Genomic DNA, 21,150 nt, shown 5'->3' with positions numbered 1-21,150 from the left:
CGCTTGTTACTCCGAATAAATGATTTTTTCCAGTCCTTTTACCGCTTTACGATAAAGTTCTTTGCCACCAAATTTATTTAAAATAGGGAGCAAACCGCCGAATGTTCGGAATTTTGGCGTTTGTAGCAATTCGGTTTTGGAGAGTTCTTTGGTACCCGATTTGACATATTCATCGAGCAACAGTCCTAAAACCTGTTGGTTTTCAGTTGGAAATTCGGATAGATATTGGCTCTGTTTGACTTTCTCAACACGTTCAATTTTAGTTAACGGTTTTTTGCCAAAGCCGACCGAGGCGATAACATCTAAATCATCAAATTCTTCTGACAATGCTTGTTTTTTGCGTAACGCTGAGAGCCATTTTGGGTCGGTGTAAAATTTCGAGAAAATGTCACCGCTTGCAAGCCATTGATGTTGGAATTGCTCGTAATTGGCGAACTCTTTTTGAATTTCACGTTTGGAGAAAATATCAATATCTTCAGAAACCAATTCGCCTTGTTCGTTAAGATATTGTACTTTTTCATCAAGAATGCGTAATTTTATTGAACCGGCTTCAACGACAACGATTGGTTTGTATTCAGGGATTGGTTCTTTTACTGAATCATCGCCCGAAGTGCGGTCGGTGTTTTCATCGTTTTTCTGATCATCAAAAGGTTTATCTTCCGGTACATCTAAAATCACCACCGGTTCGCCATCAAAACTCGGATCGGCAAATAATCGGGTTACGCCTCGAAAATCTAAAATGGTGAAAAACTCTTTACCGGCGTCGGTGCGTAAGCGAGTGCCACGCCCGATAATTTGCTTGAACTCGGTCATTGATTGAATGTTAGCATCAAGTACCACAAGTTTGCAGGTTTTACTGTCCACGCCGGTGGTCATCAATTTTGATGTAACGGCAATCACTGGGTAATCTTTTTCTTCGTTATGCACATCACAAAATGTTTCTAAATCGGCGGTTTTGCCGCTTTGATCGCCAGTGATTTGAGTGACATATTTTGCGTTTTTCTGCATCATATCCGCATTTAAGCGAGCTAATTCCGCCACCATTCGTTGAGCATGGTTGATGTTGGCACAGAAAACGATGGTTTTATCCAAGCGGTTGGTTTTCTTCAAAAATTCGGTAATGCGTTCTGCCACTAGGCGAGTGCGGTCATCAAGAATGATGTTGTAATCAAAATCTTTGACGGTATATTCACGGTCTTCGATTTCATTGCCGTCTTTATCTTTCTGACCTTTCAATGGTCGCCAGCCACGCAAATCACAGTCTAAATCTACCCGCACCACACGATAAGGGGCGAGAAAGCCGTCTTCAATGCCTTGTTTTAAGCTGTAAGTGTAAATCGGTTCGCCAAAGTAAGTAATATTACTCGCATCGGCGGTTTCTTTCGGGGTTGCCGTCATACCGATGTGGGTTGCATCAGAAAAGTATTCTAAAATCGAACGCCAGTTCGAGTCTTCTTTCGCACTGCCACGATGACATTCGTCGATGATGATTAAATCAAAGAATGACGGTTGGAATTGTTTAAACAGTTCGTGCTCCGTTTCGCCGTCAAGCTGTTGATATAACGCTAAATACACCTCGTATGCACTATCCAGCTTTTTATTGCTGACTTTCACCATTTTGTCTTTAAACGGCTTGAAATCTTGGGCCATTGGTTGATCAACCAAGACGTTACGATCTGCCAAAAACAGCACTTTTTTCTTCACACCGGACGCTCGTAAGCGGTGAATAATTTGAAAAGCTGTGTAGGTTTTTCCTGTGCCGGTCGCCATTACCAATAAAATACGCTGTTGCCCTTTTGCAACGGCTTTTACAGTACGGTCAATGGCAACTTTTTGATAATAGCGAGGTTCTTTGAAATTGTCGGAAACGCTGGTGTAATAAGGTTGCTGAATAATTTTTAGCTCTTCAGGGCTATATTGTTTTGACCAGCGTTGGTAAAGCTCATCAGGTGTTGGGAACTGTTCCATCGAAAGTTCTCGTTGCACACCAGTGAGAAAATCGTGTTCTACAAATTTATCGCCGTTAGAGCTGTAAGCAAAGGGAATATCCAACAAACGAGCGTAATCCATTGCTTGTTGCAAGCCATCTCTCGGGGTGTGTTTATAATCTTTGGCTTCGACAATGGCGAGATTGATATCGGCGGAATGGTAAAGTAGATAGTCGGCACGCTTAGGTGTTTGGCGAGAGACTTTTGTTGTCTTAGGTTCGACAATAATTTGCCCATCGGTCAGTTTTTTTTGAGCTTTAAAAGAAAATTCTTCGCTCATTTGACGATCCGACCAGCCGGCATTTTTAATCGCAGGCGTAATGAATTTGGTGCGAATGTCAGCTTCGCTCATTTTTCTCATTTCATCTATGCTAAACATTTTTCCTTCCGATAAGCGTAAATTATCGGCAGATTATAGCAAATATTTTTAGGGAAATTAAAATAGCGAAAGTATCGTTTCCAACGAATTTGGCGGATTTTGCTTTGAGTGATCAAATTAAGGTGAAACAAGCGGTCATTTTTCATAAAATTTTTGCAAATTCTCTTGAAAATTCAACCGCTTGCCCCATTTATTTCAACGTTTTTATGAAAAAGAATAGTAAAAGGAACTCAAAATGGCAACAAATCAAGAAACTCGAGGTTTTCAGTCGGAAGTCAAACAACTTTTGCAGTTGATGATTCACTCCCTTTATTCAAATAAAGAAATTTTCTTGCGTGAATTGATTTCAAATGCGTCTGATGCGGCGGATAAGCTACGTTTTAAAGCACTTTCTGAGCCTGCTTTATATGAAGGCGATGGTGATTTACGTGTGCGTGTGTCTATCAATGAAACCCTAGGTACTATTACCATTAGTGATAATGGAATCGGGATGACTCGTGAGCAGGTTATCGACCATTTGGGGACTATCGCTAAATCGGGTACGAAAGAGTTTTTAAGTACGTTAGGTTCAGACCAAGCTAAAGATAGCCAACTTATCGGGCAATTCGGGGTCGGCTTTTATTCTGCCTTTATTGTGGCGGATAAAGTAACGGTAAAAACTCGTGCCGCAGGCGAAAGTGCAGAAAACGGCGTGCTTTGGGAATCATCAGGCGAGGGCGAATATACGGTGTCCGATCTGCATAAAGCGGAGCGTGGTACCGAAATTACCCTGCACTTGCGTGAAGAAGAAAAAGCCTTTTTAAACGAATGGCGTTTGCGTGAAATTATCGGTAAATATTCTGACCATATTGCGTTAAGCGTCGAAATTCAAACTAAAGAATACGATGACGAAGGCAAAGAAACCGGCACAAAATGGGAAAAAATCAACAAAGCCCAAGCCTTGTGGACACGTAGTAAGAACGAAATTTCTGACGAAGAATATAAAGAATTTTACAAACATATCAGCCATGATTTTGCCGATCCATTAGTGTGGTCGCATAATAAAGTGGAAGGTAAACAAGAGTACACCAGCTTGCTTTATGTGCCGAGCAAAGCCCCTTGGGATCTGTTCCAACGTGAGCAAAAACACGGTTTAAAACTTTATGTGCAGCGTGTATTTATTATGGACGATGCGGAAGTCTTTATGCCGAACTACCTGCGTTTTATGCGTGGTTTGCTAGACACTAACGATTTACCGCTGAATGTCAGCCGTGAAATTCTGCAAGAAAACCGAGTTACTCAATCGCTACGTTCTGCTCTGACTAAACGAGCATTACAATTATTAGAAAAATTAGCGAAAGACGATGCGGAAAAATACGCACAATTCTGGAATGCGTTCGGCGTTGTGTTGAAAGAAGGTGTGGGCGAAGATGCCACCAATAAACAGCAAGTGGCAGGCTTGTTGCGTTTTGCCTCAACAGAGCGTGATGACAGCGAACAAGCGGTCGGTTTTGCCGATTATATTGCAAGAATGAAAGAGGGGCAGAAAGCGATTTATTACCTCACGGCAGATAGCTACCAAGCGGCAAAAAACAGCCCGCATTTAGAGCTTTTTGCGAAGAAAGGGATTGAAGTCTTATTGCTTTCAGACCGCATTGATGAATGGTTACTCGGGCATTTAACCGAATTTGACGGCAAACCGTTGCAAAGTATTACCAAATCAGATTTGGATTTAGGAGATCTTGCTGACAAAGCCGATGAAGAGAGCGAAAAAGCTCAACAGGCAGAATTTGGTTCATTCTTAGAACGTGCGAAAACCTACTTCGGCGACCGTGTTAAAAACGTGGTTTTAACCCACCGTTTAACTGACACGCCAGCAGTTGTTTCAACCGACAGCGATGAAATGACCACCCAAATGGCAAAACTATTCGCCGCAATGGGGCAACAAGCACCAGAAGTGAAATACACTTTTGAGCTAAACCCTGATCACGCAATGATTAAAAAGGTTGCCGATATTGCCGAAGAATCTGAGTTTAACGAATGGATTGAACTACTGTTTGAGCAAGCATTACTTGCTGAACAAGGCACGCTCGAAAACCCAACTGCCTTTATTAAACGAATGAATAAGTTGTTGGGGTAATACCATTCCTGAATAATGAGTAACTAAACCAAAGTTTACTGTTAGTCTGAAAATCACAAGCGGTTATTTTTTTAGGGGATTTTGCAAAATTTCCTGAAAATTTGACCGCTTTGTTTTAAAATAAACAGATTTTCAAGAAACTAACCGAATTAGCAAATAGGAACAACAATGCGTACAAGTCAGTATTTATTTTCAACTCTTAAAGAAACGCCAAACGATGCACAGGTGGTTAGCCATCAGTTAATGTTACGTGCTGGTATGATTCGCCCGATGGCATCAGGTCTATATAATTGGTTGCCGACAGGGATTAAAGTGTTGAAAAAAGTCGAAAATATTATTCGTGAAGAGATGAACAAAGGTGGGGCAATCGAGGTGTTAATGCCAGTGGTTCAACCTGCGGAATTATGGGTGGAATCAGGTCGTTGGAATGATTACGGCCCTGAATTACTGCGTTTTAAAGACCGTGGCGAGCGTGATTTTGTGCTTGGCCCGACTCACGAAGAAGTGATTACTGACTTAGTTCGCCGTGAAGTCTCTTCTTACAAACAACTTCCGCTCAATTTATACCAAATTCAAACCAAATTCCGTGATGAAGTTCGCCCTCGCTTTGGGGTAATGCGTTCTCGTGAATTTGTGATGAAAGACGCTTACTCTTTCCATACCACCAAAGAAAGTTTGCAAGAAACTTACGATGTAATGTATCAAGTTTACAGCAATATTTTTACTCGTCTTGGTTTAGACTTCCGTGCGGTGCAGGCAGATACTGGTTCTATCGGTGGTTCAGCTTCACACGAATTCCAAGTGTTAGCCTCAAGCGGTGAAGATGATGTAGTATTTTCAAGCGAATCTGATTTTGCAGCCAATATCGAATTGGCGGAAGCAATGGCAGTAGGCGAACGCCAAGCACCAACTGCAGAAATGGCATTAGTGGATACGCCAAATGCGAAAACCATTGCTGAATTAGTGGAAAACCACGGTTTAGCTATTGAGAAAACTGTTAAAACCTTAATCGTAAAAGGGGCGACGGAAGAACAGCCGTTAGTGGCATTAGTTATTCGTGGCGACCACGATTTAAACGAAATCAAAGCACAAAAACATCCGTTAGTGGCAGACCCGTTAGAATTTGCTGATGAAGCGGAAATTAAAGCGAAAATTGGGGCGGGCGTTGGTTCACTCGGTGTTGTGAATATGCCTGTGCCAGTGATTATCGACCGTTCTGTGGCGTTAATGTCAGACTTCGGCTGTGGGGCAAATATTGACGGCAAACACTATTTCAACGTGAACTGGGAGCGTGATGTTGCAATGCCGGAAGTGTTCGACTTACGTAACGTGGTGGAAGGCGACCCTAGCCCAGACGGTAAAGGCACGCTTCAAATTAAACGTGGTATCGAGGTGGGGCATATTTTCCAATTAGGTACAAAATATTCAGAAGCGATGAAAGCCACCGTGCAAGGCGAAGACGGTAAACCGCTTGTAATGACAATGGGTTGTTACGGTATCGGGGTAACTCGTGTAGTGGCGGCTGCGATTGAACAGCACCACGATGAGCGTGGTATTATCTGGCCAAGAGATGAAATCGCTCCGTTTACAGTGGCAATCGTGCCGATGAATATGCACAAATCAGAAAAAGTACAAACCTTTGCCGAAGAGTTATACGCAACCTTAAAAGCACAAGGTGTGGATGTGATTTTTGATGATCGTAAAGAACGCCCGGGCGTAATGTTTGCTGATATGGAACTAATTGGCATACCGCATATGGTGGTCATCGGCGAGAAAAATTTAGACAACGGCGAAATCGAATACAAAAACCGCCGTAACGGTGAGAAACAGATGATCGCCAAAGATAGCTTGTTAGATTTCTTAAAAGCGAATGTAAAAGCGTAATTTGATCTGACTACATATCATAAAACTAAAAGGGCTGAGCTCTGTGGAATACAGAACTCAGCCCTTAAATTATTAAATAGCCTAATTGGAGGCTGATTATTTTTGTAAAATAAAAGAAAAATATGACCGCTTGTTATTTTTTATTATAAAAAGCATATGCCTCATCAATAGAATTAAATTTATGCATAATCCCTTCTTCTAATACCATTGCTGAATCGCAATACTCTTTTATTGATGCAGGGCTATGAGAAACTAAAATAAGAGAACGATCTTTACGTTTTTCAAATAACTCGTGCTTACATTTTGCAGCAAACCGGGAATCTCCAACCGCAATAACTTCATCAATTAAGTAGCAATCAAATTCAATAGAAAGTGATAACGCAAAGGCTAGTCTTGCTTTCATCCCTGAAGAGTAACTTTTTACGGGTTCGTAAAGATATTCTCCTAACTCTGAGAATTCTTCAGTAAAGGATTTTACATAGTCAAAATCTGCACCATAAATACGGCTAACAAAGCGAAGGTTATCCATTCCTGTTAAACTACCTTGGAAAGCTCCACTAAAGGCAAGAGGCCAAGAGATAGACATTTGGCGATCTATTTCACCTGTTGTTGGGGGCTCCACACCACTCATTAAACGAATAAGTGTTGATTTACCTGCACCGTTTCTACCTAAAATACCAATTTTTTCTCCTTTTTGAAGTTCAAAATTAATATCTTTTAATACGGTTCGCCAACCATTATTTGTACGGTATCGCTTACTTACATTTTGAACTTTTATCATTGAGGCTCAATTCCTTTACTAAAATTTCTGACAAGGCATAAGCCAATAAAGAGCAATACAAGATCACTGACAAGAAGATAGCCTATACTCTCATATGTTGTCACCGCTTCGCCAAAATAACCACTTCTAAACATTTCTGTACCGTGGATCATTGGAAACCATAGAGCAATTTCTTGAGCCTTAGGGGGTAAATTATGTACAAAGAAAAATGCACCAGATAAAGGTAAGAGAAAAAAGCTTAATGTTCCCCAAATTTTACTGAACACCTCAAAATAATAAGAGATTGAACAAATAATTAAACCAAACCCCCAAGCAAAGAATGCCATTAACCCCCAAGCACATAGCATATAAAAAATATCTTGTGGTGGCTCTATCCAATTTATTGCGATAAAGATAGCCATAAGTAGAATTTGTGCTATAGATGCCCCAGCAACTTCTAACAACACACGAGTAATGATTGTATCTAAAACTCGAACATTTCTGTGATAAAGCAAACTTAAATTAGAACTTATTGCCCCTATCGCTCGGTTTGATGCATTACGCCACATCATTGCTATTGGATAGCCTGTAATCATAAATGCAATAATGTTCAAGGTTGAGTATTTATCAGCTCTCAGATATTTCCAAAAAATTGTTATTAGTAGCGTAAGCAATAGTGGCTCCACAAATAGCCATAGGAAACCAATATTACGACGTCCATAACGAGTTATCAGCTCACGCATCAATAATGCGTGAATAACCCTTTTTTGAATAACACAAGAACGTTTAAACGTTGTTTTGTCACCATATCGCATTAGTTTTTATGCTCTCTAATACTTGCTATCAATAGACTTAATACACCATATAAAATTAAACCAATAAAAAAGTAACAATCGAGCAATTAATTGCTGCAACTTTAATTTATTATCCTTTATACATAGACCCTATATATGGGCGATTTATTGATATTCACCAAGCCATTAATTTATTAGAAAAACAAAAAGAAAAATTAACTAATGACGGAATAAAGCGTTCTTGGCTACATAAACAATATGGAAAGCTTAGCCAATTATATAGAGTATTAATACGTAGTTCCTGATTGAATGGGAGACATAATGGAACATTATTTAGATGAATTAATTAAAAAGAGCCATAACATATTATTATTACAAGGCCCTATAGGTTCTTTTTTTACTGATTTTTCCGATTGGCTAATAACGCACAATAAAATAGTTTTTAAATTAAATTTTAATGCTGGAGATGAGCAATTTTATTCAAACAGGCGGGACAATACATTTGCTTATCGTGATAGTGTTAATAACTTTGAGGCTTATTTACTTGATTTTTGTCAGAAAAATCAAATAGATAACATCTTATGCTTTGGCGATAATAGAATTTATCATAAAATTGCTAAACAAGTTAGCCAACGTTTAAACATTGTCTTTTGGGCATTTGAAGAGGGCTATTTTCGGCCAGAATACATCACCTTAGAAAAATGGGGGGTAAATGCCTTTTCTCCCCTTGCAAGAGATAAGCAATTTTTTCTTAATTATGCTCATTTACCAGAACAACCCTTACCTCAAAAAGTAGCAAAAGGGTTTAAAAGTATGGCAAAACAAGCTATCCCTTATTATTACAAGGCTTATTTTAAACTCTCAGAATATCCGAACTATAAGCACCATCGTATTTTAAATGTCAGTTATTATATAAAATTGTGGGCAATATCAGGCATAAAAAGGCTATGTTATTGGTTATATGATAGTGGCTTTGCAAAACGGGTAGAAAGAGGTGAGCTAGGTGAATTTTTCATTGTGCCACTACAAGTTTATGATGATACTCAAGTGCAAGTGCATAGTGATTATAAAAGTGTTGAGTTGTTCTTACGCAAGGTGTTAGATTCTTTTGTTGAAAATGCACCAAAACATTTAAACTTAATTATTAAGCATCATCCAATGGATAGAGGATTTATTGATTATGGTTTGGTTATAGATGAATATATAGCCAAATATCCTCACTTAAAAAATAAAATATACTATATTCACGATGTGCCGATGCCCGTGTTTCTTCGTTACGGAAAAGGAATGGTTACCTTAAATTCTACTAGTGGTCTTTCAGGGTTGTTACACGATATGCCGGTAAAAACACTTGGCAGAGCCAGCTATGATTTTGAAGGTTTAACGGATCAGCAAAGTTTAGATACTTTCTGGTCCAACCCCCAACCTCCAGATAAAACCGTATTTGAAGGGTATCGTCAATATCATCTGCATAAAACACATATTAATGGCAGTTTTTATAATAAAGTAATTTTACGTTATCCTTATAATCAATAACGCTAAAGCAAGCGGTTATTTTTTCAGAGAGTTTTGCAAAAAAATGATAAAAAATGACCGCTTGTAATAAACAAAGCCTTATCTTTCCCTAAAACACTAAGCGACATCACGAAATAAAAAATATTTTAAAGCTTTCATTTATTTCTCAGGTAGAATATCATCTTATTAAAGCAACTGTCTTGTAAGGAGCTACTATGAACATTCCATTCTGCTTACCTGAAAACATTAGCCCTGAAACATTCTTGCGTGAATATTGGCAAAAACGTCCACTACTCATTCGTAACGGTTTGCCACAAATCGTCGATCTTTTTGAGCCTGCCGATATTATGGAACTTGCTTTGGAAGAAGAAGTTACCGCTCGCCTTATTCAATGCCAAGATGAAAAATGGTCGGTAAAAACAAGTCCGTTTGTAGAAGAAGATCTACAAGGCTTGCCTGCACAATGGTCTGTTATGGTGCAGAACCTTGAACAATGGTCGCCAGAACTTGGCGAGCTTTGGCAAGCATTCGGCTTTATTCCACAGTGGCAACGAGACGATATTATGGTTTCTTGCTCTCCAATCGGCGGAACGGTGGGCAAGCATTACGATGAATATGATGTATTCCTCGTACAAGGCTACGGGCAACGCCGTTGGCAACTGGGTAAATGGTGCGACCCAAGCACAGAATTCAAACCCAATCAGCCTATCCGTATTTTTGATGATATGGGCGAGCTTGTACTAGATGAAGTAATGAACCCGGGCGATGTGCTTTATGTGCCATCTCGAATGGCACACTATGGCGTTTCTGAAAGCGAGCTAGGTTTAACCTTCTCTTTTGGTTTGCGTTATCCAAATGCGACGGATTTACTAGAAAACATCTGCAAAACCATTGAGCAACAAGCAGATACAATAAATTCATCGGAATTTCATATTCCGTTCCGCCTTACACCTAATGAACAACCAAATGCCTTGCTCGATCCAAAAATGGTGAAAATATTTAAGCATCATTTAATCGATCTGCTACAAAATTCAGAACAATTTGACGCACTCTTTACTCACAGTGTGGCAACCGCTGCAAGCAGCCGTCGTTATGATTTACTACAAACAGATAATGAGTATTACCCTGATGAAGTGCAAGAAATTCTAGAAGCCGGTGGCTGGTTGCAACAAGATGCCAATGTCAAAATTCTCTACACCGAAGAGCCATCGAGAATCTACGTTAATGGCGAGTGGATCGATGAATTAAATGAAGCGGAAATGGCACTGCTTATCCGAATTGCAAATGGGGATTCTGTCTCTTGGAATAAGCTAGCCTCAAAAGTACAAGATCAAGCAGAACTAGAACTTATGCTGGATACCATCTGCGATTGGCTAGATAGCGGCTGGATTGTGCTAGAAGAAGCAGAATAAACAAAACTCTCTACAAGCGGTTGAATTGGTAAATTTTTTTGCAAATTCAGCCGCTTGTTTATTTTAATAAGGAAACATAAATGCAAATTGAACAATATCAACAGTGGGTGCGAGAGTTTTACCAAAACCAAGGCTGGTATGAACGCAATCCTTTTATGAGAATGACTTATTTAGCTGAAGAAGTCGGGGAAGTTGCCTGTGCGGTCAGAGCAATCGAGATCGGACGAGAACGCCCCGATGAAACCGAAGCTTCTCAACAACAAAAACGAGATAACCTTATTGAAGAATTAGGCGATGTTATAGACAATTTATTTATTCTGGCAGATAAATACGGCATCTCAATGGCGGATGTTATCCAACGTCACCAAACAAAATTTGAAGCACGCTATTTGCAAAATATCGAGAAAAAATAACCGCTTGTGATAAGCCTCAGAAACATCAAAATGATAATAATGGATAAATAAAACGATGTGCAAGTATGAATACTTGCACCATTGTAGGAATAGTTGCTTATACCTACTTTACAACTATTTTGCTCAAGCATATACTAAAACCTCTTTTAGTCGGGGTGCTTGCTATAGCAGGCTGAGAAATACCCGTTGAACCTGATGCAGTTAATACTGACGTAGGAAACTATCTATGCAACAATCACTTCATTTGCCGATTGAGGCTGTTTCTTGTTTCATTGTTAGTTGCGTTATTCTCTCAATCAAATAAGGAATAGCACAATGCAAAAAACTTCTATCTCTTATATCAAACACTATGCTCTATCGCTTGTTATCGCAGGTGGATTCTCTTTTAGCTCACTACCAGTCTTATCTTCTGAAGGTAGGCTGACAGTTTATTGTAGTGTTCAAAACAGCACCTGTGAAAAAGTGACAAAAGCGTTTTCCGAAAAATATAATATCGACACAAAATATGTTCGCCAAAGTACGGGCACTATTTTAGGGAAAATAAAAGCAGAAAAAAGCAACCCGCAAGCCGATGTTTGGTATGGTGGAACAATAGAACCGCACATTCAAGCCGCTGGTGAAAATCTTTTGGAAAAATACCGCTCACCCAAACAAAACGAAATTCAGCCTCAGTTTGAAAAATTGACAAACCAATGGGGAGATTATACCTCCATAATTTATTCAATGGCTTTGGCAATAGGCGTAAACACAACCAAGCTAGAACAACTGAAAATCGATGCCCCACAATGCTTAGCTGACTTAATTAAGCCGGAATACAAAAATTTAATTCAGTATCCAGATCCTCGAGTTTCCGGTACTGGCTATAATTTTATTAGCACCTTGATTCAGCTATGGGGTGAAGAACAAGCCTTTGAGTATCTGAAAAAACTGCATCAAAACGTATTCCAATATACAAAAAGTGGCTTAGCAACTTCCCATCTTGCAACAGGAGAAGTCGCTGTTGATGTGAGTTTTATACACAGTTATGCTCGTGAAAAAGAAAAAGGTGCACCGGTTAAAACCATCTTAGCTTGTGAAGGAAATGGTTATACGCTAGGCAGTGTCAGTATCATAAAAGGTGCAAGAAATTTGGATGCTGCCAAATTATTTGTGAATTATGCTCTAAGCGCAGAAGCACAGGAAATCCATTGGCAAGAAGCAGACTCTTACCAATTCCCAACCAATATTAATGCTCGATCAGCCCCTCAAGTTGCTGAATTTCACAACATTAAATATATTGATTTTGACTTTAACCGCTTTGGCTCAAATACTGAATCGCAAAGATTAATCAAAAAATGGAGTGATACCATTAAGAATTAAGACTAGTAATAGTGATGGACGGATAAATCAAATGATGGCGCAAGCGTGGACGCTTGTGCCATCGGGGGAAATTTAACCGCTTACCTTTTTAATATTCGCTACACCTAATCATAGGTTTTACAAACAATTTCTTTTTCTTCACAAAACATTGAATTATGATTTGCTTGGCATTTTTTCTGTACATTGAGCTTAGCAATCCCTCTATTTGTATGTTCACTACGATATTCTTGGGTGAATGGCTTTAGTGTACAAACATAAACAGAATCAGCACGGCTCTGCTCTGAAGTATCAATAAAAACGGGAATAGGTACACCAACCTGACCAGTAGTTCCAACAGGCACAATACAACCTGTTAATAATAAACAGAATCCCAATACCAAAGAACGCATATATATTGTCTCCTTTATAAAAATAAAATTGCAACAAAGAAGACAATTTTTATTGATAGAAGTTTAATATAAGTAATAATTAAAGATAATAAATTTCCCCTAAAACAATATAAGAACCACTCTTTTCGTGGAATTTATATTTTCTGCTCATAATTTTAAAATTAATAATAAGAATACCCTGATCGAAATTACATCCCACAAGCAAATATGACTTTTTCGGCCAAGATCGCAAAAATCATTAAAACTTGCAAAATATTGATAAAATTTGACCGCTTGTGATAAGCCATAGAAACACGGTAATGATAGCAATTGGTGGATAAATAAAATGATGGCGCAAGCGTCCACGCTTGTGCCAAAAACAAAAGCCCAAATAAACCAAATTTTACTTGGCTGATTTAGGCTTTTAGCTTATGGTTGAAATACTTTCAGAACTAGAATTAACAGGCACAAGCGTGGACGCTTGCGCCAAAACAAAGCACAAATCAAACAACTTTTACTCAGTAGATTTGGGCTTTTAGCTTATGGTTGAAATACTTTCAGAACTAGAATTAACAGGCACAAGCGTGGACGCTTGCGCCATCGGGGGTGAAGAGAAAGCCTTTGAGTATCTGAAAAAACTGCATCAAAACGTATTCCAATATACAAAAAGTGGCTTAGCAACTTCCCATCTTGCAACAGGAGAAGTCGCTGTTGATGTGAGTTTTATACACAGTTATGCCCGTGAAAAAGAAAAAGGTGCGCCAGTTAAAACCATCTTAGCTTGTGAAGGGAATGGTTATACTCTAGGCAGTGTCAGTATTATAAAAGGTGCGAGAAATTTGGATGCTGCCAAACTATTTGTGGATTATGCTCTAAGTGCAGAAGCACAGGAAATCCACTGGCGAGAAGCTGACTCTTACCAATTCCCAACTAATATTAATGCTCGTTCAGCCCCGCAAGTCGCTGAATTTCACAATATTGAGTATATAGATTTTGACTTTAACCGCTTTGGCTCAAATACTGAATCGCAAAGATTAATCAAAAAATGGAGTGATACTATTAAGAATTAAAACTAGTGGTAGTGATGGATCGACCATCTGAAATAACCCCAAAAAAGCTGGAGTTTTTTTAGACATACATTAAAATAAGAAATATATTTAAAAAAACATCAGTAATACCATTAATCTAATATAATGGAGAAATAAATGAGTAATTGGAAAGAAACAAAGCAAAAATTCTTAGACGAATGGCCTATTGATACCGTAAAAAATATGACTCTAGAACAATATACTAATTTGGAGAGGAATAATTCTTTTACATATTGGTTAGAATCTAAAACTAACGATATTATTGGTATTGGGGGAGGTTCAGCCTATAAATTTGGTATTTTTAGAAGAAATAAAACAGAAAATATAAAATATAAAAAAGGCCAGACTGGTGATGATACATATGCTTGGTATAAAAAATACGGTAAAGATAAAGATGAAGCTTTTGAAAATATTAAGAAATTAATACTAAAAATTATAATAGCTGCGCAAAATTGCCTATTTGAGCAAATAGATAATATTGATTTAGGTTCCTCCATAAAATGGAAAATAGCTTTTATATATGCGCCTGAAGAATCATTATTACAAATAGTTAGTAATGAAGCATTTAAATTTTTAGCTAAAAAATATAATTTGAAATCCAATAAAATTTCCACTATCCAGAAAGAACTAATTTTAAAAAAACCTGATAGTGACTCCTTCTATGATTATTCAGCCAAACTTTTTAATGAATTTAAATCCTCTCAGCCTATAATAAAACATCAAGATTTTAATAATAATTACGATATAAAAATAAATAAAAAGGCTAATGCATTAAATCAGATTCTATTCGGACCACCAGGTACAGGTAAAACTTATAACACTATTAAGCATGCATTAAATATACTAGCAGAAAAAGATAATAATCTTGCATTAGAATTATATCATAATTCAAAAAATAAAAGTTTCATGCAGATAAAATTCAAAGAATTTGTTGATAATGGCCAAATAAAATTTATAACATTTCACCAAAGTTATGGATATGAAGAGTTTATTGAAGGAATAAAAGCAACTACAGATGACAATGGAAATATACATTATGATATTAAATCTGGAATTTTAAAAAAACTATGTCATTCATGTATTTATTCAAGCTGCAATAAAAATTATGTTTTAATCATAGATGAAATAAATCGAGGAAATATATCAAAAATTTTTGGTGAGCTTATTACCCTAATAGAACCAACAAAAAGAATTGGAGCACCAGATGCACTTGTATTAGAACTCCCTTATTCTGGAGAACAATTCGGAATCCCTAATAATTTATATATTATTGGCACAATGAATACAGCTGATCGCTCTATTGCTCTTATGGATACAGCGCTTAGACGTAGATTTAATTTTGTGGAAATGCGACCTAAACCAGAACTTTTGAAGTCCAAATGTTTAGCTTCAAACATAGATTTAGAAAAAATGTTAACAATAATAAATGAGCGTATTGAGTATCTTTATGATCGAGAGCACACGATAGGACACGCATATTTTATGAGCTTAGATGAAAATTCAGATGCTGAGGATCTAAAAGATATTTTTATAAATAAAATTATTCCTTTACTTCAAGAATATTTCTATGATGATTGGGAAAAAATTAGATTAGTTCTAGGCGATAATAATGAAAATGAAATAATAAAAAGAGAAAAAATAGAAAACGAAAAAATATTTATCTCTTCACCTGATGATTTTTTAGAAGATAAATATTCATATAAAATTAATAATGAAGATAAAATCACTCAAATACTTAAAGAAAGATGGTCACATTAAAAGAATATGATAAATTGTATCTTAAAAAAGAGAATGTATTATTTTTTAAGTCAATAGAAAATTTTATAAAAGATAATATTGAAATTGCTCAATTTCTAAAATTAGGTAGAGACAAAATCGGAGATTTCTTGCAGGCTCAAAATTATGTTGGAATAATTCAAACAAAAAATGGAGAGGCACTTGAGATTTTACCTAAAATATATAACGAAAATGGTTATAACTCAATAAATGAATCAAAGTCTATCTTATTAAAAATGTTAAGATCATTAAGAAATTATCCATTTAAAAATATTGACATTTCAAATCTTTCTTACACAAAATTACCATTAACAGAAATCTTTATTTCTATGTTTCTAAATGAACTTTACTATCTAATTAAAAAAGGAATAAAAAGTGATTATATTGAACATGAAGATAATCTAGGATATCTAAGAGGTAAGTTAAATATATCTAAACAAATACAATATAATCATAAAGAGAGATTTTATATTCATTTAGCAGAATTTAATACTGATCGAGTAGAAAATAGATTAATTAAAAGCACTTTAGCATTTTTACAAAAAATATCAAGATCTAACCAGAATAAGCAACGTATCCAAGAATATCTATATTTATTTGATCATATATCCTTAAGTAAGGATACTAGTAATGATTTTTCAAAAGTTAAACTTGATCGACAGATGAGTTACTATGTACAAATACTTTTGTGGTGTAAAATTTTCTTACAAGGTAATTCATTCAGTCCATACAGGGGAAATGATATTGCTTTTGCATTTTTACTTGATATGAACAAAATTTTTGAAAGTTACGTTGGGTATAATCTAAAAAAAATGGAGAAAAATATACAACTTCAACATTGTGAACATCATTTACTTAAAGATAATATCACTGATAATTATAAATTTAAATTAAAACCAGACATATACATACGTGAAAAAAATATCATTATAGATTCCAAGTGGAAAAAGATAGTTGATGATAGTGATTTCAATCAAGCTGACTTCTATCAACTACTTGCATATGGCAACAAATATAAATGTAAGAATATGTATTTAATATATCCTACTTATGACATTTGCTATCCAAAATCATTTAACTATAACACCAACAATTCAACAGATTTATTTCTAAATATAATATTTTTTAATATTAAGAATGATATATTTTGTGGAGACCTTATTATATAAGAATCATTAATATCCGTAGAGCTATATATAATAAGGCTTATAGCAGACTCTTTGAGCATTTGGGTTTTAAATCAAAGTTGTTTAAGATAAAAATACCTGCTAAAAATGATCTACTACCAAAAATTGGAGTAGATCAAAAGCTGTTTTTTTAGGTTTACTTAAGCACTATCCTCGCACTCCTAAACAATCTCATCCAAGCCCCATCTTCCGTCCAATCTTCAGGATACCAAGAATTACTTACCGCACGGAATACACGTTCTGGATGTGGCATCATTGCTGCGACTCGTCCATCCACATTTGTAATAATGGTAACCCCTTCTACTGAACCGTTCGGGTTAGCAGGGTAAATTTCTGTTGGGTTAAGCAGGCTGTCAATGTATTGTCCAACCACTAGGTTTTGTGCTTTTAAGCCTGCAAATTGTTCTGGTGATTTGAACTCCACCTGTCCTTCACCGTGGCTGACTGCAATCGGCATATGGCTACCTGCCATTCCGTTGAACCAAAGTGAGTTGGTGTCGTTGATTTTTACCATTGCAACACGAGCCTCAAAGCGTTCGGATTTATTGCGGACAAAGCGTGGCCAATTTTCCGTGCCAGGGATAATTTCCGCTAGGTTAGAGAGCATTTGACAGCCATTACATACGCCTAATGCCAAGGTATTCGGGTTGGCGAAGAATTGGCTGAATTGATCTCGCAATTCTGGGTTGAATAAAATGGATTTCGCCCAGCCACCACCGGCACCAAGTACGTCGCCGTAAGAGAATCCTCCACAGGCTACTAACGCATTGAAATTATTCACATTATGGCGACCGGCCATTAAGTCGGACATATGCACGTCAATCGCATCAAAGCCCGCACGGTCAAAGGCAGCCGCCATTTCGTAATGGCTGTTTACCCCTTGTTCACGCAAGATTGCAATTTTCGGTTTTGCCCCTTTGTTGATGAAAGGTGCGGTAATGTCTTCGTTTACATCGTAAGTTAAGAATGCCGATAAGCCTTTGTTATTCGGATCTTTCTTCGCTTCAAACTCTTGGTCTGCACATTCAGGGTTATCACGTAAGCGTTGCATTTGGTGGGTAAGCTCTGCCCAAATTCCACGCAGTTCCGAACGTTTTTCGCTTAACAGTTTGCGAGCACCACGGCTGATTTCAAAACGATCATCGGCATTTACCGCCCCGAGTTCTTTGGTTAAATGAAGTAGATTGTGATCTTTTAACACTTCACGCACCGCATTTAATTCGCTGTCGGCAACTTGGATAACAGCCCCTAATTCTTCATTAAATAGCACCGCTAAATCGTTGTCGCCTAAGGCGGAAATATCCACATCGACACCACAATTCCCTGCAAATGCCATTTCTGCAAGTGTTGTGATTAAACCGCCGTCTGAGCGGTCGTGGTAGGCTAATAATTTACCATCTGCCACTAACGCTTGCATTGCGTTGAAGAAGTCTTTTAATGCTTGAACATTAACAACATCTGCAGGCTTGTCGCCTAACTGTTTGTAAACTTGAGCCAGTGCAGTTGCCCCTAAGCGATTATTGCCTTCGCCTAAGTCAATTAACAATAGACGGCTTGCCCCTTTGTCGGTACGCAACTGTGGTGTAACGGTTTTACGTACGTCTTCTACACGAGCGAAAGCTGAAATCACTAGAGAAAGTGGTGCGGTTACGGTTTTCTGCTCACCGTTTTCCTGCCAAGTAGTTTTCATCGACATAGAATCTTTACCTACTGGAATAGTTAAACCCAATGCAGGGCAAAGTTCTTCGCCCACCGCTTTTACCGCTTCATAAAGACCGGCATCTTCGCCACTATGACCTGCTGCGGACATCCAGTTCGCCGAAAGTTTAATGCGTTTAATATCGCCGATATCCGTGGCCGCAATGTTTGTGATCGATTCTGCCACAGCCAAACGAGCAGATGCACCAAAGTCTAATAATGCCACAGGTGCACGTTCACCCATTGACATTGCTTCGCCGTGATAGCTATCCAAACTTGCGGTAGTTACTGCACAATCAGCCACCGGAATTTGCCACGGGCCAACCATTTGATCACGGGCAACCATACCGGTTACCGAGCGGTCGCCAATCGTAATCAAGAACGTTTTTTCCGCCACCACAGGCAAACGTAATACACGGTGTAATGCCTCTTTTAATTGAATTTCTTCCTGTGCAAGCGGTGCATTTTCAACGGATTTTTGCGAAACCTCGCGGGTCATTTTCGGTGTTTTGCCTAACAACACATCCATTGGCAAATCAATCGGTTTGTTGTCAAAATGCGGATCGGCAAGGGTTAAATGTTTCTCTTCCGTCGCCTCACCAATCACCGCAAACGGCGCACGTTCACGCTCACAAAGTGCGGTAAATAATTCGAGTTTTTCTGGGGCAACCGCCAACACATAACGCTCTTGCGATTCGTTACACCAAATCTCAAGTGGCGACATTCCTTTTTCATCACATAAAATTTTGCGTAAATCGAATTTACCGCCACGTTCTCCATCGTGAACAAGTTCTGGCATTGCGTTGGATAAACCGCCAGCCCCCACATCGTGGATAAATAAAATCGGGTTGTCATCGCCTAACTGCCAACAACGATCAATCACTTCTTGGCAACGGCGTTCCATTTCTGGGTTTTCACGTTGAACCGAGGCAAAATCTAAATCTTCTTTTGATTTACCGCTATCCATTGAAGAGGCTGCACCGCCACCCAAGCCAATATTCATCGCAGGGCCGCCAAGCACAATCAATTTCGCACCAACAGGGATTTCGCCTTTTTGCACGTGTTCGGCACGAATATTGCCGATACCGCCTGCTAACATAATCGGTTTATGGTAGCCACGCACTTCTTCGCCGGTAAAGCTGTTTACTTTTTCTTCATAAGTACGGAAATAACCTAATAACGCTGGGCGACCAAATTCATTATTAAATGCCGCACCGCCCAATGGCCCTTCAATCATAATATCTAAGGCGGATGCAATACGGCTTGGTTTGGAAAGCGGGTTTTCCCAAGGTTGTTCAAAGTTTGGAATCACTAGGTTTGATACAGAAAAACCTGTTAAGCCGGCTTTGGGTTTTGCACCACGACCAGTTGCCCCTTCATCACGAATTTCACCGCCCGAACCTGTTGCCGCCCCTGGGAATGGCGAAATTGCCGTTGGGTGGTTATGGGTTTCCACTTTCATTAAAATATGGGCATCTTCTTGGTGGTAACGGTATTGACCGTCTTCGTCAGGGAAGAAACGACCGACTTTCGAACCTTCCATCACCGCCGCATTGTCTTTATAGGCAGACAGCACATAATCAGGGGTTTTCTCAAACGTATTTTTGATCATCTTAAACAGCGATTTTTCCTGTTTCTCTCCGTCAATAATCCAATCCGCATTAAAGATCTTATGACGGCAATGTTCTGAATTGGCTTGAGCGAACATATAAAGCTCAATATCATTCGGGTTGCGGCCTAATTTAGTGAAATTTTCCACCAAATAGTCAATTTCATCATCGGCTAATGCTAGCCCTAAATTTACGTTTGCATCTTCTAACGCTTGACGACCACCCGATAAAATATCTACCGTGGTAAATGGTTTCGGTTCTTGTTGTTTAAACAGCACCGCTGCATCGTCTGCATTGCGGATAACGGTTTCCATCATACGGTCGTGTAATAATGCAGAAAGTGCGGTTTCTTCTTGTGCAGATAATGCACGTTCAAACTCAAAATAGTATGCCAAGCCACGTTCAACACGGGCAACTTGTGCCAAACCGCAATTATGGGCAATATCGGTGGCTTTTGAAGACCACGAAGAAATCGTACCAAAGCGAGGAATCACGATAAAACATTCACCCACAGGATCGTGTTCGGCTAAAGTTGGGCCGTAGTGCAATAATTGGTTTAATTTCTCTTCTTGTTCTGAAGAAAGCGGCGCAGTTAAATCGGCAAAATGCACATATTCGGCATAAACTGATTTTACCGGTAGATTTGCTGTAGCAAATTTTTGTTGAAGTTGATTTAAACGAAATTCAGAAAGGGCAGGCGAGCCACGAAAGGTTTGTACAGTCATATTTTGATTCCGTATCTAAACAAATAAAAATTATGCTTATTATAGATGATAACGCAAACGTTTGCATTGCATAAT

13 protein-coding genes, 1 pseudogene and 1 riboswitch are annotated in these 21,150 nt (G+C 38.2%); of the genes and pseudogenes, 9 read left to right on the top strand and 5 right to left on the bottom strand.

The annotated features are described in order from the left end of the window. Positions 1–6 precede the first annotated feature (6 nt). Positions 7–2,367, bottom strand: coding sequence for an EcoAI/FtnUII family type I restriction enzme subunit R (hsdR, locus tag PTQ27_RS07255; protein ID WP_273749173.1), 2,361 nt, complete (start codon positions 2,365–2,367; stop codon positions 7–9). 235 nt (positions 2,368–2,602) lie between these two features. On the opposite strand from hsdR, the gene htpG reads away from it, so the two are divergent. Together htpG and proS are read left to right on the top strand one after the other, a co-directional pair. Further along, on the top strand, positions 2,603–4,486 hold the full coding sequence (gene htpG, locus PTQ27_RS07250; RefSeq protein WP_273749174.1) for a molecular chaperone HtpG: 1,884 nt from the start codon (positions 2,603–2,605) through the stop codon (positions 4,484–4,486). Positions 4,487–4,654: 168 nt separating this feature from the next. Next, on the top strand, positions 4,655–6,370 hold the full coding sequence (proS, locus tag PTQ27_RS07245) for a proline--tRNA ligase (RefSeq protein WP_273749175.1): 1,716 nt from the start codon (positions 4,655–4,657) through the stop codon (positions 6,368–6,370). A gap of 133 nt (positions 6,371–6,503) precedes the next feature. Here proS and PTQ27_RS07240 read toward each other — a convergent pair whose 3' ends face one another. Next, positions 6,504–7,151: an ABC transporter ATP-binding protein gene (locus tag PTQ27_RS07240; protein WP_273749176.1), complete on the bottom strand. Its 648-nt coding sequence runs from the start codon at positions 7,149–7,151 to the stop codon at positions 6,504–6,506. Next, positions 7,148–7,945 carry an ABC transporter permease gene (locus tag PTQ27_RS07235; RefSeq protein WP_273749177.1) on the bottom strand — a complete coding sequence of 266 codons (798 nt, stop codon included), beginning with the start codon at positions 7,943–7,945 and terminating at the stop codon, positions 7,148–7,150. Before PTQ27_RS07235 ends, PTQ27_RS07240 begins: the two co-directional genes overlap by 4 nt. Positions 7,946–8,242: 297 nt before the next feature. Here PTQ27_RS07235 and PTQ27_RS07230 point away from each other — a divergent pair, with 297 nt between their 5' ends. The 4 genes from PTQ27_RS07230 to PTQ27_RS07215 all read left to right on the top strand — a co-directional run bounded on the left by PTQ27_RS07230 (position 8,243) and on the right by PTQ27_RS07215 (position 12,623). Next, positions 8,243–9,460: a capsule polysaccharide biogenesis protein gene (locus tag PTQ27_RS07230; RefSeq protein WP_273749250.1), complete on the top strand. Its 1,218-nt coding sequence runs from the start codon at positions 8,243–8,245 to the stop codon at positions 9,458–9,460. Positions 9,461–9,654: 194 nt separating this feature from the next. Beyond that, entirely contained in the window at positions 9,655–10,851 is a 1,197-nt protein-coding gene (locus PTQ27_RS07225) for a ribosomal protein uL16 3-hydroxylase (protein WP_273749178.1), read from the top strand. Positions 10,852–10,931: 80 nt separating this feature from the next. Continuing rightward, entirely contained in the window at positions 10,932–11,264 is a 333-nt protein-coding gene (locus PTQ27_RS07220) for a MazG-like family protein (protein WP_273749179.1), read from the top strand. Positions 11,265–11,405: 141 nt separating this feature from the next. After that, positions 11,406–11,500: riboswitch (TPP riboswitch) on the top strand. Between the two features lie 79 nt (positions 11,501–11,579). Further along, the gene (locus tag PTQ27_RS07215) at positions 11,580–12,623 is read left to right on the top strand and encodes an ABC transporter substrate-binding protein (protein WP_273749180.1); all 1,044 of its coding nucleotides are present in this window, start codon (positions 11,580–11,582) and stop codon (positions 12,621–12,623) included. A gap of 104 nt (positions 12,624–12,727) precedes the next feature. Here the strand turns inward: PTQ27_RS07215 and PTQ27_RS07210 are convergent, their stop codons facing one another. Continuing rightward, positions 12,728–13,012, bottom strand: coding sequence for a hypothetical protein (locus tag PTQ27_RS07210; protein ID WP_273749181.1), 285 nt, complete (start codon positions 13,010–13,012; stop codon positions 12,728–12,730). Between the two features lie 578 nt (positions 13,013–13,590). Here PTQ27_RS07210 and PTQ27_RS07205 point away from each other — a divergent pair. The 3 genes and pseudogenes from PTQ27_RS07205 to PTQ27_RS07195 form a co-directional block, all read left to right on the top strand. Further along, positions 13,591–14,061: pseudogene (locus tag PTQ27_RS07205) on the top strand (extracellular solute-binding protein); the annotation flags it as partial. A 135-nt stretch (positions 14,062–14,196) separates the two neighbouring features. After that, complete coding sequence (locus PTQ27_RS07200; protein ID WP_273749182.1) at positions 14,197–15,837, top strand: McrB family protein; 1,641 nt, start codon at positions 14,197–14,199, stop codon at positions 15,835–15,837. Then, a complete protein-coding gene (locus tag PTQ27_RS07195; RefSeq protein WP_273749183.1) occupies positions 15,825–17,024 on the top strand; it encodes an McrC family protein in 1,200 nt (399 codons plus the stop codon). The genes PTQ27_RS07200 and PTQ27_RS07195 overlap by 13 nt, the downstream gene beginning before the upstream one ends. Before the next feature lie 154 nt (positions 17,025–17,178). Here the strand turns inward: PTQ27_RS07195 and purL are convergent, their stop codons facing one another. Next, on the bottom strand, positions 17,179–21,075 hold the full coding sequence (purL, locus tag PTQ27_RS07190; RefSeq protein ID WP_273749184.1) for a phosphoribosylformylglycinamidine synthase: 3,897 nt from the start codon (positions 21,073–21,075) through the stop codon (positions 17,179–17,181). Positions 21,076–21,150: the final 75 nt, after the last annotated feature.

Source organism: Mannheimia cairinae, from assembly GCF_028649535.1.
Taxonomy (GTDB): domain Bacteria; phylum Pseudomonadota; class Gammaproteobacteria; order Enterobacterales; family Pasteurellaceae; genus Mannheimia; species Mannheimia cairinae.
This window is presented reverse-complemented; position numbering and strand designations above follow the sequence as displayed.

Bases quoted from the DNA above. Each gene is read 5' to 3' on its own strand.
- hsdR (WP_273749173.1), bottom strand. From the start codon at position 2,367: ATGTTTAGCATAGATGAAATGAGAAAAATGAGCGAAGCTGACATTCGC.
- htpG (WP_273749174.1), top strand. From the start codon at position 2,603: ATGGCAACAAATCAAGAAACTCGAGGTTTTCAGTCGGAAGTCAAACAA.
- proS (WP_273749175.1), top strand. From the start codon at position 4,655: ATGCGTACAAGTCAGTATTTATTTTCAACTCTTAAAGAAACGCCAAAC.
- PTQ27_RS07240 (WP_273749176.1), bottom strand. From the start codon at position 7,151: ATGATAAAAGTTCAAAATGTAAGTAAGCGATACCGTACAAATAATGGT.
- PTQ27_RS07235 (WP_273749177.1), bottom strand. From the start codon at position 7,945: ATGCGATATGGTGACAAAACAACGTTTAAACGTTCTTGTGTTATTCAA.
- PTQ27_RS07225 (WP_273749178.1), top strand. From the start codon at position 9,655: ATGAACATTCCATTCTGCTTACCTGAAAACATTAGCCCTGAAACATTC.
- PTQ27_RS07220 (WP_273749179.1), top strand. From the start codon at position 10,932: ATGCAAATTGAACAATATCAACAGTGGGTGCGAGAGTTTTACCAAAAC.
- PTQ27_RS07215 (WP_273749180.1), top strand. From the start codon at position 11,580: ATGCAAAAAACTTCTATCTCTTATATCAAACACTATGCTCTATCGCTT.
- PTQ27_RS07210 (WP_273749181.1), bottom strand. From the start codon at position 13,012: ATGCGTTCTTTGGTATTGGGATTCTGTTTATTATTAACAGGTTGTATT.
- PTQ27_RS07200 (WP_273749182.1), top strand. From the start codon at position 14,197: ATGAGTAATTGGAAAGAAACAAAGCAAAAATTCTTAGACGAATGGCCT.
- PTQ27_RS07195 (WP_273749183.1), top strand. From the start codon at position 15,825: ATGGTCACATTAAAAGAATATGATAAATTGTATCTTAAAAAAGAGAAT.
- purL (WP_273749184.1), bottom strand. From the start codon at position 21,075: ATGACTGTACAAACCTTTCGTGGCTCGCCTGCCCTTTCTGAATTTCGT.